Source organism: Desulfocastanea catecholica, assembly GCF_054657295.1.
In genome coordinates this window covers 171,736-185,914 of the sequence record NZ_BAAHYZ010000006.1, presented here as the reverse complement: position 1 = coordinate 185,914, position 14,179 = coordinate 171,736, and the positions used below count along the sequence as shown (strand labels likewise).

Here is a 14,179-nt window from a genome sequence, read left to right as displayed (position 1 = left end):
AGGGATGAAAATTGTAGAACCTTCTTTTGAAATTCAGCATGACCTGGACAATTCATCAATTCTTGTACGCCTGGAAGCATGTGGTCGGGTGTGTTACAAAAGTGAAGATGCTATTACCGAAGATTCAGCGATTCCCTTTGTGACCCGAATCGCCGCCCACGGTCATAATTCGCTGCTCGAATTGGCCGTGGTGTCATTTGAAGTAACCTGCCACCCCGACCATGTTTTGGAACTCCTTTCTTGTCATCCCAGATTTCTGGTGATCGACAGGATTGACAACGGCATGCTGGTGACCGGGTCCATTCGTGCTTTCAGAGAACTCTACAACCAGCATTTTCATAATCAAATCGTCAACGACCTCGTTGCCGTTCTCGCGGCAAAGGAACCGTATTTATTTGAAAACATATTCGACAAAGATAAGGCGCTGGAGAAAGATGAACAGGTCGGTATAAAAAAATTGTCACTGCAAGAGGTCGATGCACTGCCAACAAAGCTGCGTCTGCGGCACAGATACGTCAGTGTCAGGTTTATCGTCAATCGAGCAGTGAGTCATGAACTTGTCAGACATAGCCTCTGTTCCTTCCTGCAGGAAAGCCAGCGCTACTGCCGCTATGGGCAGGATAAGTTTGATAACCAGGTGACCTTCATACGACCGGTATTTTTTCCTGAAGAGAGCAAGGAATATGCTCTCTGGGTGGAGGCGATGGAAGCAACGGAGACCTGTTATCTCAAACTCCTCGATACGGCGTCGCCGCAAGCGTCAAGAACTGTTTTACCTAACTCGTGCAAAACGGAAATCATTGTCTATTGCAATCTGTCCGAGTGGCAGCATATTTTTAAACAGCGAACTGCCCCGGCAGCCGATCCGTCAATGCGGCAGATAATGATTCCGCTGCAACAAGAGATGGAAAAAAAGTTTTTGCTAATTTCTTCGTAGGCGATTTGCAATACGCCGAATATTTCAGTAAAATCTTCTTACTGTCTCGATAGATTGAGTAAGAAGATTTTTTTTTGCATTGCTCAATCCTATCTGCAGGAAATTCTTTTAAGTAAATAGCTCGTGTGGCTTATTTTAGCAATGGTGCGTGCTTGGGAAAATTTTGCACCAAGGTACCTGTGCCGTTTATCGCTTGGAAGATCTTTTGTACCGGTGTTCCGTTTAGGTTCGCAACCCTTCATTTTTAATGGTTACTGGATATGGCAAGACAAAGTACTGTAATGCAGCGCAGATCTTCAATGAAGCAGACGGTCAAGGATCAATCGGGTGCCGGGAAACTTAAGATTGGCGAACTGCTGAGCAAGGCGGGGTATATAACGCCAAGCCAGCTGGAAACTGCCAAGAAGATACTGAAAAAGAACGGCGGGAGGCTCAGCACGATATTACGCCAGCTGGAATATATTGACGAAAACACTGTTGTAACTTTTCTCAGTCGCCAGCATAATTATCCCTCGGTGGATATAAAAAACGAACCCCCGTCAAAAGATGTCCTGAAGCTGCTGCCCTATGAACAGGCAAAGGAATTCATGGCGTTTCCCCTGCGCATGGCCGGTAACACCCTGCTGGTCACCATGACTGAACCCTCCGACGCCACAGCGGTTGAGGAGTTGCAGAACTCCGTAAACAGGGAATTATCCGTTTGTGTCTCCTCTGAGAAGGACATCGTTGAAGCCTATCAGAAATTTTACGGCATTGATGACGCTGAGGCGCACTCCTTACTGGGCATGCAGGAGCAGGTCGAAGACGAGCTCGATATCACCCAGGTCGATGATTTCGGCTCGATAGTTGCCGAGGCGGCAGATGACTTTGAACTTGAGGCAGATGGGGGGGACGAATTAGGCGAGCAGTTTGCCGCCTCCGATGCACCGATTATCAAGCTGGTCAATGGAATTTTGATCAAGGCCGTGCAGGATGGAGCGTCTGATATCCATGTAGAGCCCTATGAAAAATCGATGCAGGTGAGATACCGCAAAGATGGGGCACTTTTCAAAACAATGAACCTTCCTCTGACCATTAAAAATGCCCTGGTGGCGAGAGTGAAGATCCTCTCCGGCCTTGACATTACCGAAAGAAGAGTTCCCCAGGATGGTCGCATAAAAATGCGTATGGGCAGAAACAGATCGGTCGATTTTCGCGTGTCATCCCTGCCTACCTTGTATGGAGAATCGGTTGTTTTGCGTATTCTGGACAAATCTTCGTTAAACGTTGATCTCACCAAGCTGGGTTTTGAGGAAAAGACCTTTGAAACGCTGAAAAGATGCCTCAAACAGCCGCAAGGATTGCTTCTTGTCACCGGTCCTACCGGCTCTGGAAAAACGGTCACCCTGTATTCAGCGCTGAACTCAATGAACAGTGAGGATATCAAGATCCTCACCGCCGAAGATCCGGTCGAATTTAACTTTAAAGGTATCAATCAGGTCAATGTACACCAAGAAGTGGGAATGACCTTTGCAGCAGCGCTGAAGGCCTTTCTCAGACAGGATCCTGATATAATTATGGTTGGTGAGATTCGGGATATCGAGACGGCGGAAATTGCCATCAAGGCGGCCATGACCGGGCACCTAGTCTTTTCCACCCTGCATACCAACGACAGTCCCGCGACTATTGGCCGTCTCGTCGATATCGGTATTCCACCGTATATGCTGGCTTCGTCGGTAACCATGGTTCTCTCCCAGCGTCTGGGCCGGAAGTTGTGTACCAAGTGTAAGAAAATCGTTGAATATGAGCCGGAGGAACTGATCCGGGCTGGTTTCAAGGAAAATGAAGTGCAGGATCTGCGAATTTACGGTCCGAACGGCTGCCCGGAATGCAACAACCTCGGCTATAAAGGACGGGTCGGGTTTTTCGAACTCATGGAAATAACCGACGAGGTCGGCAAGGCGATCAGTGCGGAAGTTCCTGAAGATCAGTTGCGAAAAATAGCGGTCCAGGAGGGAATGACACCTCTTCGTGAGGCGGCGCTGCAAAAAGTCAGGGCGGGTATTACCAGCATTGAAGAGGCGTTGCGACGAACCGTTGCCCATAAGGAAAGCCTCCCCGCCTACCTGGTCAATCCGGATGAGGAACAGTATGAGGATGGCGATGTGATCATCAGAGAGGGCAACAAGGATATAGATTTTTTTAAACTTATTCGTGGGGCGCTGACGGTCATCAAAGGCGGCAAGAAAATTGCCGAGCTGACCGAACCCGGTGAATATTTCGGGGAAATGGCTACTATTACCGGGGAACAGCGAACCGCTTCAATTATATCACTCGGTAGATCGACGGTGAAACGTTTTCCCGGTGACAAGCTTGAGGAGGTCATTGAGAAATATCCTGACGTTTCCAGGTATCTTTTTAAAACCATGACCAAACGACTGCAGAAATCCAATCAGATCATCGTCAAACTCGCCGGAGGAGGGCGCAGACCGCCGCCGGGTCTGCCAACCACGCCTGCCCGATGACCGCCGCCGTTGCAACTGACTCTTTTTTATTTCTTGACTATCCATGACCGCTGATGCAACAACAGCCTTACGTATCATTGCGCTGCTCGATGGTCGGCCGGGGCATGAGAAACAAACCATGGGAATCATCCAGGCTGTGCAGAAGAAGGTGCCCGTTCAGCTCACCAGAATACACGTCAGTGGTTTCTCTGTTTTTGACAAGCTGATACAGACCTGTCGGCTGTATCTGCCCGGCACGGGTCTGTCGCATCCGCAAATACGTCAAGCCGATCTTTTGATCGGCACCGGAAGTCGTACCCATCTGCCCATGCTTCTCTATAAAAAAAAGTATGCCATTCCCGCAATTACCTGTATGACCCCTGCGAGCCATCTGCGGAACCGTTTCGATCTGTGTTTCGTCCCGGAACATGATGGCCGGACCGGAGGGAAAAACATCATGCTCACCATCGGTGCCCCCAACCAGTCACGCAATAAAAGAGTCCACCGTAAGGAGTGCGGGCTGATCCTGCTCGGCGGGATTGATACAAAGAGCCATCGCTGGGACAGTAGCCAGGTGGTAAGAATGGTAGAAAGAATCATTGCGACCGATCGGCAAAAAGCGTGGACGGTTTCCTCCTCTCCCAGAACCCCGCAAGATACCGTGGCAATGCTCAAGCAGCTGTCGAAACAATATGACAATACACATTTTTTTGATTACAAAGATACCCCTCCCGGCTGGATAGAGGAGCAATATGACAAAAACAAGGTGGTCTGGGTCACCGCTGATTCGATCTCGATGATCTATGAGGCGATCACTGCCGGCTGCTCCGTTGGCATTTTTCCCATGCAGTGGCTAAGCAAAAACAGCAAATTCAAGAGAAATGAAGACGTGTTGCTGGCCAAGAGCCTGGTCACCCCATTTGGTTCCTGGGAAAAAGGGCATATGTCTTTGGATGAGACGAGAGAACTCAATGAAGCAGAACGATGTGCTGAGCGAATTTTACAACAATGGTGGCCGGAAAAAGTCGTCTAAATTTTTGTTATACTTATGAAAAAACAGCACAAAGAAAAACTCGAATCCCTGACGGTCATGCAGTTGCTTCCAGACTTGAACAGTGGGGGAGTAGAGCGCGGCACCCTGGAACTGGGCCGTTACCTGGTACGCCACGGCCACACTTCGATTGTTGTTTCCGGCGGCGGCAGACTGGTGGCACAACTGGAAAAAGAGGGCAGCCATCATCGGCAAATGACAATCGGTTCGAAAAGTCCTTTGGCTCTTTGCCATATCTGGCCGCTGCGTCAGGAAATGAAAAAAAGGCGTGTCCATATTTTGCATCTCCGCTCGAGGATGCCGGCGTGGATCGGTTATCTTGCTGTCAAATCACTGCCCAGGAAATATCGTCCGCTGTTGGTCACCACATTTCATGGGTTTTATTCGGTCAACGGCTATAGCGCCATTATGACAAAAGGTGCTGGAGTTATAGCAATTTCCAAAAGTATTCAGCAGCATATTGCTGAGAAATATAACCGTAAAAAAGACGTTCGTCTTATTTTCCGTGGGGTTGACGTCGAATCGTTTGATCAAAAAAAGATAGAGCGGCATCGCCTGGACAGTCTTTCGCAGGCCTGGAAGATAGATAGCCGAATGCCGGTGTTAATGCTGCCTGGAAGACTGACCCGATTGAAGGGGCAGGATATTTTTCTTAAAAGCCTGCTTCTTTTGAAGACCTCCAGTTTTCAGGCCCTGATCGTTGGAGATACGCAGGATAATCCCGGCTACACCAGCGAACTGCAAAATTTTATAACACAAAATAATCTTGCCGACCGGGTTCGTCTTGTTGGCCATTGCCATGATATGCCCGCCGCCTTTTTACTTGCCGACCTTGTTCTTTCAACATCTTCCAGTGAACCGGAGGCGTTTGGACGCACGACCATCGAGGCCATGGCCATGGGCAAACCCGTTATCGCAACAGCCCACGGCGGCAGCCTGGAAACGGTGGTTCCAGGTGTCACCGGGTGGTTGGTGAAACCGGCTGATCCCGGCGAACTGGCTGTGGCAATCGAGGAGGCTCTAGCGATGAAGCAGGAACAGCTGCAAGAAAGAGGAGAAAACGGCAGACTCCGGGTTGCCGCCAACTTCACCGCAGAGGCAATGTGCGAGCAGACGCTGGCTTTCTATTACGAACTGCTGGGTGCCGAAAGCACCACTTCGCCGCCTGACAGTGTCGGCTGAGCGGAGTTGAGTGCCGGTCGCCAATCATTCTTTTTTGAAATGACGTTCGAGAAAGGCGCACTCCTTTGGTGATAAGTCAAATTGTCCGGCAACCTTTTCGAGCAGTTTCCATCGTTCAATGTCCGGCTTCTCCCGTAACAACTCTGAGAATTCCTTGATAGCTTTTTGTATCTTTTCCCCAGGGGGATGAATAGTCGTTTTTGGCATACTCTTTACCTGTGCAGAAAAATGGGCAAATGGTTTTATTCCCTGATCGGTTCAAGGATGAGCCCCGACAGGGGTGGAATCGACATGGTTGTGTGGTAGGGTGCCTGGGCATAAGGGCTGTCAATTGGCTTGTAGACCGTTTCCTTGCCACCATCCGAACCGCCAAACATTTTGTTATCTGAGCAAAATAACGTCCGGTAGCGGCAATTATCCGGCAGGCCCATCTTGTAATCCGAGAAGGTCTGTGGCGTATAGTTAAAAATTCCCACCAGATGGTTATCGCGGTCTTTGCCATATCTGGCAAAAGAAATAATGGAATTATTTCTATCTTCCAGGTCGAGCCATCGAAAGCCGTCAGGTGAGAAATCAAGCTGCCAAAGAGCAGGTTGCGCTCTATACAGGGTATTCAGCTCAGCGACGAAGCGTTGTAGCTGGCTATGATATACACTTTCTTTCAGCAGATGCCAGTCGAGGCTGCGCTTGCAATACCATTCCGACCATTGACCAAATTCGCTGCCCATAAAGAGCAGTTTTTTCCCTGGATGCATCCACATTGTCAGGAGAAGCAGACGGAGGTTGGCGAATTTCTGCCATTCATCGCCCGGCATTTTATCAATCAGTGATTTCTTGCCATGGACAACCTCGTCGTGCGACAGCGGCAGAATAAAATTCTCCGAAAAGGCATACATGATGGAGAAAGTCAGGCTGTTATGGTGGAATTTTCGATAGAGGGGGTCTTTGGCAAAATAGTGTAGGATATCATTCATCCAACCCATATTCCACTTGAAACCAAAGCCGAGGCCACCTTGGTCGGTGGCCTTGGAGACGCCGTAGAAATTTGTCGATTCTTCGGCAATAAGCAGCGTATCCGGATAGATATCATAGACTATGGAGTTGAGATGTCGGAGGAATTCGATCGCTTCAAGATTTTCTTTTCCGCCGTAGCAGTTCGGCAGCCATTCGCCGTCATTTCTGGCATAATCGAGATAGATCATCGAGGCGACAGCGTCTACCCTCAAGCCGTCAATGTGGTATTTGTCCAGCCAGAAAAGGGCATTGGCGATGAGGTAGTTGCTTACCTCGTTTCGGCCGTAATTATAGATATAGGTGCCCCATTCCGGATGCGAGCCGCGCCGATAATCTTCATGCTCATAGAGGGCCGTGCCGTCGAACTGTCCCAGGCTGTGGCTATCCTTTGGAAAATGAGCCGGCACCCAGTCCAGTATGACCCCTATATCGTTTTGGTGACACGAATCGACAAAATACATGAATTCTTCAGGGGTGCCATATCGGCTGGTGATACTAAAAGGTGCGGTCACCTGATATCCCCATGACTCGTCAAGCGGATGTTCCATGACCGGCATAAGCTCAACGTGGGTAAAACCGAGCTTTTTCACGTAAGGAATAAGGCTATCGGCCAGTTCCCGATAGGTGAGAAAACGGTCTGGATCATTCGGATCTCTTTGCCAGGAACCGGGATGTATTTCGTAAATCGACAGGGGACCATCGTATGCCGGGGTATCTTTTTTAGTCTGCTGCCATTGCTGATCATTCCAGGTAAAGGTGTTCACCGACCGCACAACCGAGGCGGTTTTCGGCCGCAGTTCCCCATAGAATTGAAAAGGATCGCATTTTTCCAGGAGGTGTCCTTCCTGGGTCTTTATGGAGAATTTATAAATTTCATTTTCCTGCAGATGCGGGATGAAAAGTTCCCAGATGCCGGATGCACCGAGGCTGCGCATTTGATTGACTCGGCCATCCCAGCTGTTGAAACTGCCGACCACCGAGACGGCCTGGGCATTGGGAGCCCACACCCGGAAAATGATACCGTTTATATTGTGCAGAGTGACCGCATGCGCACCAAGGTGGTTATATAATCTGTAATTTCTCCCGCTGTTAAAGAGAAATCGGTCCTGTTCCCCCAGTTGAACGGGAAATCTGTAGGGATCATTGGTTCTCCAGACGGTGCCGTTGTGGTAGTGTATTTCATACTGGTAGGCATAGGGATCTAAAAAAGGATCAGCAAGCTGATCGATGTCTAGGATAAATTGAAAGATACCGTCCTGATGGATGCACTCCATGACGTGAGCGTCTCCACCGAGCAACAGTTTCACCTGCCGCGCATGGGGCTGAAACGTCCGCAGCGTCACCAGTCTTTCCGAGGGTGTGGAAAAATGTGCTCCGAGATAGTGAAAAGGATCATGATGGCTACAGCTGAGAATTTTTTCTAAATCACTTTGCATAATTGGCTGAATTCGGTTTAAAGATGCTCGGAAAAGTTGCCATGGTGCCGGCTGTTTTAGGTTGTCTGCTGCCCCACTCATTGTAATAGTATGATACATAGCTTGTTTTGTCATGATTTATCTCCGTTTCCTGATGGATTTGCCGGCCAAGGGTTCACTCCCTTTTTGAGTACGGCTCTTGACGCAAAGAACAGAGGTTTGATAGTATCAGAGTAATGTGAATGAAATTTTGCGACACGAGGGAAACCGTGGAAAGAATAGAGCGATTCTTTTTACGGTTTTTCCAATAAAAACCGTACATTCAGGAAAAAAACTGCAATGAAAGAAAAATCGTCGCCTGAAAGTAACTCTTTGGCTGGAAGCTTTCTCGTGTCCACACCGCAGATGCCGGATCCTCGTTTTGAGGAGCACGTTATTTATATTTGTGCCCACAATGCGGATGGTGCAATGGGTGTTTCCGTCAATCGGCCCAATCATATATTTTCCCTGGCGGAGATACTGCAGGGGGCCAATTTACCGGTGCCGGATAAAATCCTGCCGCCTGTGTATATCGGTGGGCCGGTTGAACTTGAGTCGGCTTTTATCCTCTATATCTCCGATTATTATGTCGAACATAAGCTGGATATCAGTGACACGGTTTCCCTCACCAGGGAAACAAAGGTCCTTGAAGACATTGCCAGAGGCGGTGGGCCGTCCACCTACCTGTTTATTCTGGGCTATACCGGCTGGGGACCAGGGCAGCTTGAAAATGAACTGGTTGAAAATGGCTGGCTGACCTTGCCGGCAAGCAATAACATTATTTTTGATATGCCCGATGAGCTGAAATGGAGGGCTGCGGCAATGCAGTATGGTATTGATATAGCAACGTTCAAGGATGATATCGGTTACGCCTGACTGTACTTGATACGTGCCGATTCGTTTCATCTGCTTGGCTCCTCGGCCGGTTTTTGCATGTCCAGTGCGGCTTTTGCGTGAAACTCAGGGCAAAGAGATGTATGTTGTCGATGTTTTTCTATTCATCTTTTCTCACTACAGCTTATAAAAACAGGTAGGTAATGACCTTAGTCTCCCAGATATTCCGCTGCACACGATGCGGTTACTGTTGTCATGGCGAAACCACGGTTTCACTGGATGCGAACGACCAGACACGAATGGTTGCAGCCCTGAATATGCCGCAGGAAGATGTGAATGAAAAATTTTGGCGTCTGACCGGGCAGACGGTGCAGATGCAGATTGAGGATGGCCATTGCGTCTTTTATAAGGATGGGTGTACGGTCCATAACGGCAGACCATGGCGGTGTGCACAGTGGCCGCTCCATCCATCTATCCTGTCAGATGAGAATAATTTTCATACCATTGCTGACTCCTGTCCGGGCATAAAAAAAGATGTCGGGTACGACAAATTCTGCCAAATTCTGCGCAAACTGATGGATGTGGCCGTTATAAAATGCTGATGAGTGTCTTAGACTTTCCTCTGCTTTATATCGAACGTCGGCAGCCTGCCAGTCCTGCTCTGGGAGAAATAAAAAAATTATCGGTCCCTTTGACGATTATCGCGGTTGGTAGTTGCAGCGCCCATGGACTGAACTGCCAATGAAACACCAGCTGCTCTTTCTGGGAAAAATAAAGGATCGATTTATAGAAGAAGGGGTGGCAGAATACGGTTCCCGGCTGCAGCATTACACCTCCTTTGACATTACCGTTTTGAAGGAAAAAGGCAGGGGGCGGGGCAAACTCCTGACGGCAGCCGAACAAGGCAAACTGTTACTCCAGGCAGTTCCCGCGGGAGCGACAATCGTCGTTCTTGATTCACACGGCAAGCAGTTCACCTCAGAAGCCTTTTCCAGGAAAATTGACCAATGGGAGATGCAGGGTATCAAACAGGTCTGCTACCTGATTGGCGGGCCGGATGGCCATGCGGCGGAAGTGCTGGCAGCGGCCGATCTGCTGGTGTCGCTGTCAAAAATGACGTTTACCCATGATATGGCCCGGCTGCTGCTTGTCGAACAACTGTACCGGGCATATACCATTAAAGCGGGCGAACAATATCATAAGTAACGGCACGCTGTTACGATTTAAACGTTAAGTATATGTCAAAGCGGCTGTTTTTCATCAGGATAACATGGGATGGTCGGACCTCGGAGAGCAGGGGCGCCTTGCGCGGCCTTTTGACAACAACCCGATTTTCTGCTCTTTCCCGGGCGATTTCGAGGAGTGCTGCGCTGTCCGGGTCACTTCCGACCAGAGAGCGAATGACTCGCAGGGTCTGCTTATTAAGCGACGATTGATTTCGATGGGGATACATCGGATCGAGAAAAATTGTGTGAAAGGTTTCGGTTGTATTTTCCAGGTACTCCCGGGTGTCTTCCTGCACCAGGTCTAACCGTTCGACGATACCGGCAGTCTTTTCTTCTCCTGCAGCTCGACGGAGACCGTCTTCGAGCAGGGCGCCGATGATTGGCGAACGTTCGCACATCGTCACCCTGCACGCAAGACTTGCCAGCACAAAGGCATCAGCGCCAAGTCCCGCCGTCCCATCGAGGATGGTCGGTCGAAACCCCGGTTTAATCCCTGCTGCCCGGGCGATTGGTTGTTTACTGGTGCAATTTTGCGCCAATCTGTAGCCGTTTTTTCCATGGACGAAATCAACAAAGAGCAGACAGACGGACTTCTGCGTATCAGGAGGCATGTGCAGCAGCTGCAACCCTTCATGGGTATATGCCAGAACAAACTCGGTTGATCGATGTGCCAGGGTGGAACTGCAGGGGAGATTGAGTTTTGCAGCCAGCTCAATTACTTTTTGTAGAATTGTCGGTGAATCTATTGTAGATGAAACAGATATTGAACTGCGTTCAAGCATGAGCTATGCACTCGCTGATGTAAATAAGGAACAGATAGATTCCGCTTTGCTAGCCAACTTCTTCTCACAAACCATCAAGTATACCATGCCAAACAAAAAACCTGAAGTTATAGCTATCATCCCTGCCCGTTACGAATCAAATCGCTTTCGGGGCAAGCCGCTGGCCATGATTGCCGGGAAACCGATGATCCAGCACGTCGTCGAACGAGCTCGCGGGGTGAAAATGCTCTCCCGCGTCGTTGTCGCAACAGACGATTCACGTATCGCCCGATGTGTTGAGGACTTTGGCGGAGAATACGTGATGACGAGAAGCAATCATGTTTCCGGTTCCGACAGGCTCGCTGAAGCGGCGGAAATTCTTGGAATTTCTGAACATGACATCGTGGTTAACATTCAGGGCGATCAGCCGCTGTTTCCTGCCGAGGTGGTCGAGCAGGTGGCGCAACCCTTGCTTGATAACCTGACTCTGCCGATGTCGACCCTTATTTATAAAATTATACGACCCGAGGAGATACATGATCCAAATCATGTAAAAACGGTCTTTGACAGACATAATTACGCCCTCTATTTTTCACGTTCACCGATTCCTTTTCAACGCAATCCAGACGACCAGGTCAAGCCGACCTACTATAAACATCTTGGCTTTTATGCCTATCGCAAAGGCTTTTTACTCTCTTTTGTCGCCTTGCCGGAAGGGGAATGGGAACGATTTGAAAAACTCGAACAATTGCGGGCACTGGAATATGGCTATAAAATAAAAGTGACGGTAACTGAGCATGATTCAATCGAGGTCGATACCCCTGAAGACCTGCTCCGAGTCGAAGAATATCTCCTCGATAGAGCATAACACGTTACCTGTTCAACACAAACAGCCAAATATAGAGATTCCTTGAGTGAAGCTACCAGGATGAGGTTGAGCTTGATAACAGAGAAACTGCAGAATATCCGGGAAGTTCGGCTTTCTCCCCTTGACCTGCTTCCGCAACACGACCTGCGAGAAAAAATTTTGGATCTTGTGCTGCGGGGGGTCCCGGCCGGGGCACATTCCGCGGCGAAAACCCATCTGCAATCCTTTCGTCAGGAACTGCTGGCCGCAAGTGTTGAAAACGTCAAGGTGGTGGTCTTCGGCGGGGGAACGGGGCTGTCGAATATTGTCGGCGGGGATTCCAGGCTTACAAGCTGGGCGCAAAAGCCATTTGTCGGCCTGAAAGAAATTTTTCCCCTGACACGTTCCATCGTCTGCATTACCGATAACGGTGGATCAACCGGAGAGTTATTAAAAGATCTGCCGATTGTTGCCATCGGTGACATGCGTCACGTTTTATTGTCTTCTATTCAACTGGCTAATCTGCAGAAAAGGTACACTATTGACACCATGGAAGCGAGGGTGGTGGCTGCGGTTCTGTCTACGGTCTTCAACTGGCGCTTTGTCGGTCCCCTGGAAAGAGATCAACCTGATTTTTTGAACATTGAAGTACAACTCAACCAGCTTCCGCGACCCTTGGAACAATTCCTGAAATCTCTTGTCAACTATCTGTTCAGTGACCAGAGACTGCGACCTACCTTGAAACGCTCGCATTGCTTTGGCAATCTCCTTTTGGCTGCCGCCATTTATCGGGAAATTGATCAGGGAATTTCCAATTTCGATCTGGCCACCAACCAAAAACTTTTGCATAAGGCCATTTTCAGCGGCCTGAATGGGATTGCCCAGGCCATCGGTGCCGGCGAGAGGGCCGTACTCCCCTGTACCTCGACACCGGCTCAACTTCAGGTGCTCTATACCAATGGCGTGGAAAGTACCGGCGAGCATAAACTCAGTGAAGCCCGAAGGGGTTTCCCGGTCGAAAGTGTCGAGGTCGATTACTGTGACACCGTGCGTGTTTATGAAGAGGTACTCCAGGATATTCACGAGGCGGATATTGTCATTCTCGCCCCCGGCAGCCTGTATTCTTCCATTATCCCGGTGTTCAAGGTTCCTGGCCTGGCAGATGCCGTCAGGCATAACCGGAAGGCGTTAAAGATACTCGTTTCAAATCTTTGGGTGCAGGCCGGTGAAACTGACCTGTCTATTGCCGATCCGCAGCGAAAATTTCATGTCTCCGACATGATTCGAGCCTATGAAAAAAACATTCCCGGCGGCACAAAGGGACTGTTCAACGAGGTCCTGTGCATATCTCTCAAGGATATTCCCGCTTCCGTCCTGCAGCGGTATGCGGTGGAAGGAAAAATCCCGATTTTTTTAGACAGGGAGCAACTCGCCAAGCAGAAGTATATCCCCGTGGAATGCGGTGTCTATTCCCTGGATGCCCTGGCCGAAAGAGGGGTCATTCAGCATGATCCTGACACCCTCGCCCTGGCCATTAAAGGTCTGTACAATGGTCGGAGCTGTTTTAGCGAGACGTTACATGAATCAGCACATCACGCAGAACCATTGTCAACACCCTTCGAGCCTCCGAAGGCCGGCCATATCCAGCCCTTTCAGAGATACATCGGCATTATGGCACGATTGAATTGCCTGAAGATTTCCTTTATCGGGGAAGAAAACCAGGGAGAAGAAGAATTGCAAGCAACTCTCGGCGATATTCTCCTGGATCACCCCATTATTCCCCTTCGTCACCTTGACTATTTTGCAGGACTCCACTGTATCGGCCGGGAACATTGGCACCGAGACCAGCAATGGGACAATGTCTTCTCTTTTTTTGACCCTGAAGACAAGTGTATTAAAATAAGAGCGGATCAAATTTTCATCAGAGAAAAACTTGAAGTGGCATTGATGATCGCCCTGGGAGAGTCACTGCTTGGCAACTATGCCGAGAAAAAGATGATGAAAAAAGTGGAAGTAGACGGAATTCGTCTAGGCAGGGTGTATCATCTTTTTCTTAGACCAGAAAAAGAGAGAGACTGTTTTTTGAGCCAGGAGCAGTTGTCTGCCTTTCTTGTCCAGGCACGGATGTGTCCAACCAAAGATGAAAATCATTACACCCGTTTGATCAATAATCATGAGGCATTCACGCCGCCAGGCTTATTGATGGGACTCATGTATGCCTGGTATATTGACAATCGTTTTGCCAGCCATATCGAGTACAAGATGTCGGTGATGAAAATCAAGCAGACGGATCTTATTCCAGAGCAGTTGAGAATGGCTGACAGACGACGAAAAATGATTGCCTTTTTTAAAGAGATTGTTTTCCGGTAAGAAGGTATCAACGATAGTTT

Annotated in this window: 12 protein-coding genes; 9 read left to right on the top strand and 3 right to left on the bottom strand. The window is 49.1% G+C overall.

The features are described from left to right. Positions 1–4: 4 nt before the first annotated feature. The 4 genes from ACYQ8U_RS07820 to ACYQ8U_RS07805 all read left to right on the top strand — a co-directional run bounded on the left by ACYQ8U_RS07820 (position 5) and on the right by ACYQ8U_RS07805 (position 5,653). Positions 5–937: an FAD-dependent thymidylate synthase gene (locus ACYQ8U_RS07820; RefSeq protein WP_459944977.1), complete on the top strand. Its 933-nt coding sequence runs from the start codon at positions 5–7 to the stop codon at positions 935–937. Positions 938–1,236: 299 nt separating this feature from the next. Further along, entirely contained in the window at positions 1,237–3,441 is a 2,205-nt protein-coding gene (pilB, locus tag ACYQ8U_RS07815; protein ID WP_459944976.1) for a type IV-A pilus assembly ATPase PilB, read from the top strand. Positions 3,442–3,484: 43 nt separating this feature from the next. Beyond that, positions 3,485–4,453 carry a mitochondrial fission ELM1 family protein gene (locus tag ACYQ8U_RS07810; protein WP_459944975.1) on the top strand — a complete coding sequence of 323 codons (969 nt, stop codon included), beginning with the start codon at positions 3,485–3,487 and terminating at the stop codon, positions 4,451–4,453. Positions 4,454–4,468: 15 nt separating this feature from the next. Next, on the top strand, positions 4,469–5,653 hold the full coding sequence (locus ACYQ8U_RS07805) for a glycosyltransferase family 4 protein (RefSeq protein ID WP_459944974.1): 1,185 nt from the start codon (positions 4,469–4,471) through the stop codon (positions 5,651–5,653). Between the two features lie 24 nt (positions 5,654–5,677). On the opposite strand, the gene ACYQ8U_RS07800 is transcribed toward ACYQ8U_RS07805, so the two are convergent. Next, positions 5,678–5,860 carry a hypothetical protein gene (locus ACYQ8U_RS07800; protein ID WP_459944973.1) on the bottom strand — a complete coding sequence of 61 codons (183 nt, stop codon included), beginning with the start codon at positions 5,858–5,860 and terminating at the stop codon, positions 5,678–5,680. Between the two features lie 35 nt (positions 5,861–5,895). After that, complete coding sequence (gene glgB / locus ACYQ8U_RS07795) at positions 5,896–8,103, bottom strand: 1,4-alpha-glucan branching protein GlgB (protein WP_459944972.1); 2,208 nt, start codon at positions 8,101–8,103, stop codon at positions 5,896–5,898. A gap of 318 nt (positions 8,104–8,421) precedes the next feature. Here glgB and ACYQ8U_RS07790 point away from each other — a divergent pair, with 318 nt between their 5' ends. The 3 genes from ACYQ8U_RS07790 to ACYQ8U_RS07780 all read left to right on the top strand — a co-directional run bounded on the left by ACYQ8U_RS07790 (position 8,422) and on the right by ACYQ8U_RS07780 (position 10,161). Next, on the top strand, positions 8,422–8,997 hold the full coding sequence (locus ACYQ8U_RS07790; RefSeq protein ID WP_459944971.1) for a YqgE/AlgH family protein: 576 nt from the start codon (positions 8,422–8,424) through the stop codon (positions 8,995–8,997). 161 nt (positions 8,998–9,158) lie between these two features. Then, a complete protein-coding gene (locus ACYQ8U_RS07785) occupies positions 9,159–9,557 on the top strand; it encodes a YkgJ family cysteine cluster protein (protein ID WP_459944970.1) in 399 nt (132 codons plus the stop codon). 139 nt (positions 9,558–9,696) lie between these two features. Then, positions 9,697–10,161: a 23S rRNA (pseudouridine(1915)-N(3))-methyltransferase RlmH gene (locus ACYQ8U_RS07780; protein WP_459944969.1), complete on the top strand. Its 465-nt coding sequence runs from the start codon at positions 9,697–9,699 to the stop codon at positions 10,159–10,161. Positions 10,162–10,171: 10 nt separating this feature from the next. Here ACYQ8U_RS07780 and ACYQ8U_RS07775 read toward each other — a convergent pair whose 3' ends face one another. Then, complete coding sequence (locus ACYQ8U_RS07775; protein WP_459944968.1) at positions 10,172–10,963, bottom strand: class I SAM-dependent methyltransferase; 792 nt, start codon at positions 10,961–10,963, stop codon at positions 10,172–10,174. An 85-nt stretch (positions 10,964–11,048) separates the two neighbouring features. Here ACYQ8U_RS07775 and kdsB point away from each other — a divergent pair, with 85 nt between their 5' ends. After that, on the top strand, positions 11,049–11,810 hold the full coding sequence (gene kdsB, locus ACYQ8U_RS07770) for a 3-deoxy-manno-octulosonate cytidylyltransferase (protein WP_459944967.1): 762 nt from the start codon (positions 11,049–11,051) through the stop codon (positions 11,808–11,810). 72 nt (positions 11,811–11,882) lie between these two features. Further along, positions 11,883–14,159 carry a gluconeogenesis factor YvcK family protein gene (locus tag ACYQ8U_RS07765; protein ID WP_459944966.1) on the top strand — a complete coding sequence of 759 codons (2,277 nt, stop codon included), beginning with the start codon at positions 11,883–11,885 and terminating at the stop codon, positions 14,157–14,159. The last annotated feature ends 20 nt before the right edge of the window (positions 14,160–14,179 follow it).

Excerpts from the sequence above, each read along its gene's own strand:
- ACYQ8U_RS07820 (WP_459944977.1), top strand. The coding sequence starts at position 5 with ATGAAAATTGTAGAACCTTCTTTTGAAATTCAGCATGACCTGGACAAT.
- pilB (WP_459944976.1), top strand. The coding sequence starts at position 1,237 with ATGAAGCAGACGGTCAAGGATCAATCGGGTGCCGGGAAACTTAAGATT.
- ACYQ8U_RS07810 (WP_459944975.1), top strand. The coding sequence starts at position 3,485 with ATGACCGCTGATGCAACAACAGCCTTACGTATCATTGCGCTGCTCGAT.
- ACYQ8U_RS07805 (WP_459944974.1), top strand. The coding sequence starts at position 4,469 with ATGAAAAAACAGCACAAAGAAAAACTCGAATCCCTGACGGTCATGCAG.
- ACYQ8U_RS07800 (WP_459944973.1), bottom strand. The coding sequence starts at position 5,860 with ATGCCAAAAACGACTATTCATCCCCCTGGGGAAAAGATACAAAAAGCT.
- glgB (WP_459944972.1), bottom strand. The coding sequence starts at position 8,103 with ATGCAAAGTGATTTAGAAAAAATTCTCAGCTGTAGCCATCATGATCCT.
- ACYQ8U_RS07790 (WP_459944971.1), top strand. The coding sequence starts at position 8,422 with ATGAAAGAAAAATCGTCGCCTGAAAGTAACTCTTTGGCTGGAAGCTTT.
- ACYQ8U_RS07785 (WP_459944970.1), top strand. The coding sequence starts at position 9,159 with ATGACCTTAGTCTCCCAGATATTCCGCTGCACACGATGCGGTTACTGT.
- ACYQ8U_RS07780 (WP_459944969.1), top strand. The coding sequence starts at position 9,697 with ATGAAACACCAGCTGCTCTTTCTGGGAAAAATAAAGGATCGATTTATA.
- ACYQ8U_RS07775 (WP_459944968.1), bottom strand. The coding sequence starts at position 10,963 with ATGCTTGAACGCAGTTCAATATCTGTTTCATCTACAATAGATTCACCG.
- kdsB (WP_459944967.1), top strand. The coding sequence starts at position 11,049 with ATGCCAAACAAAAAACCTGAAGTTATAGCTATCATCCCTGCCCGTTAC.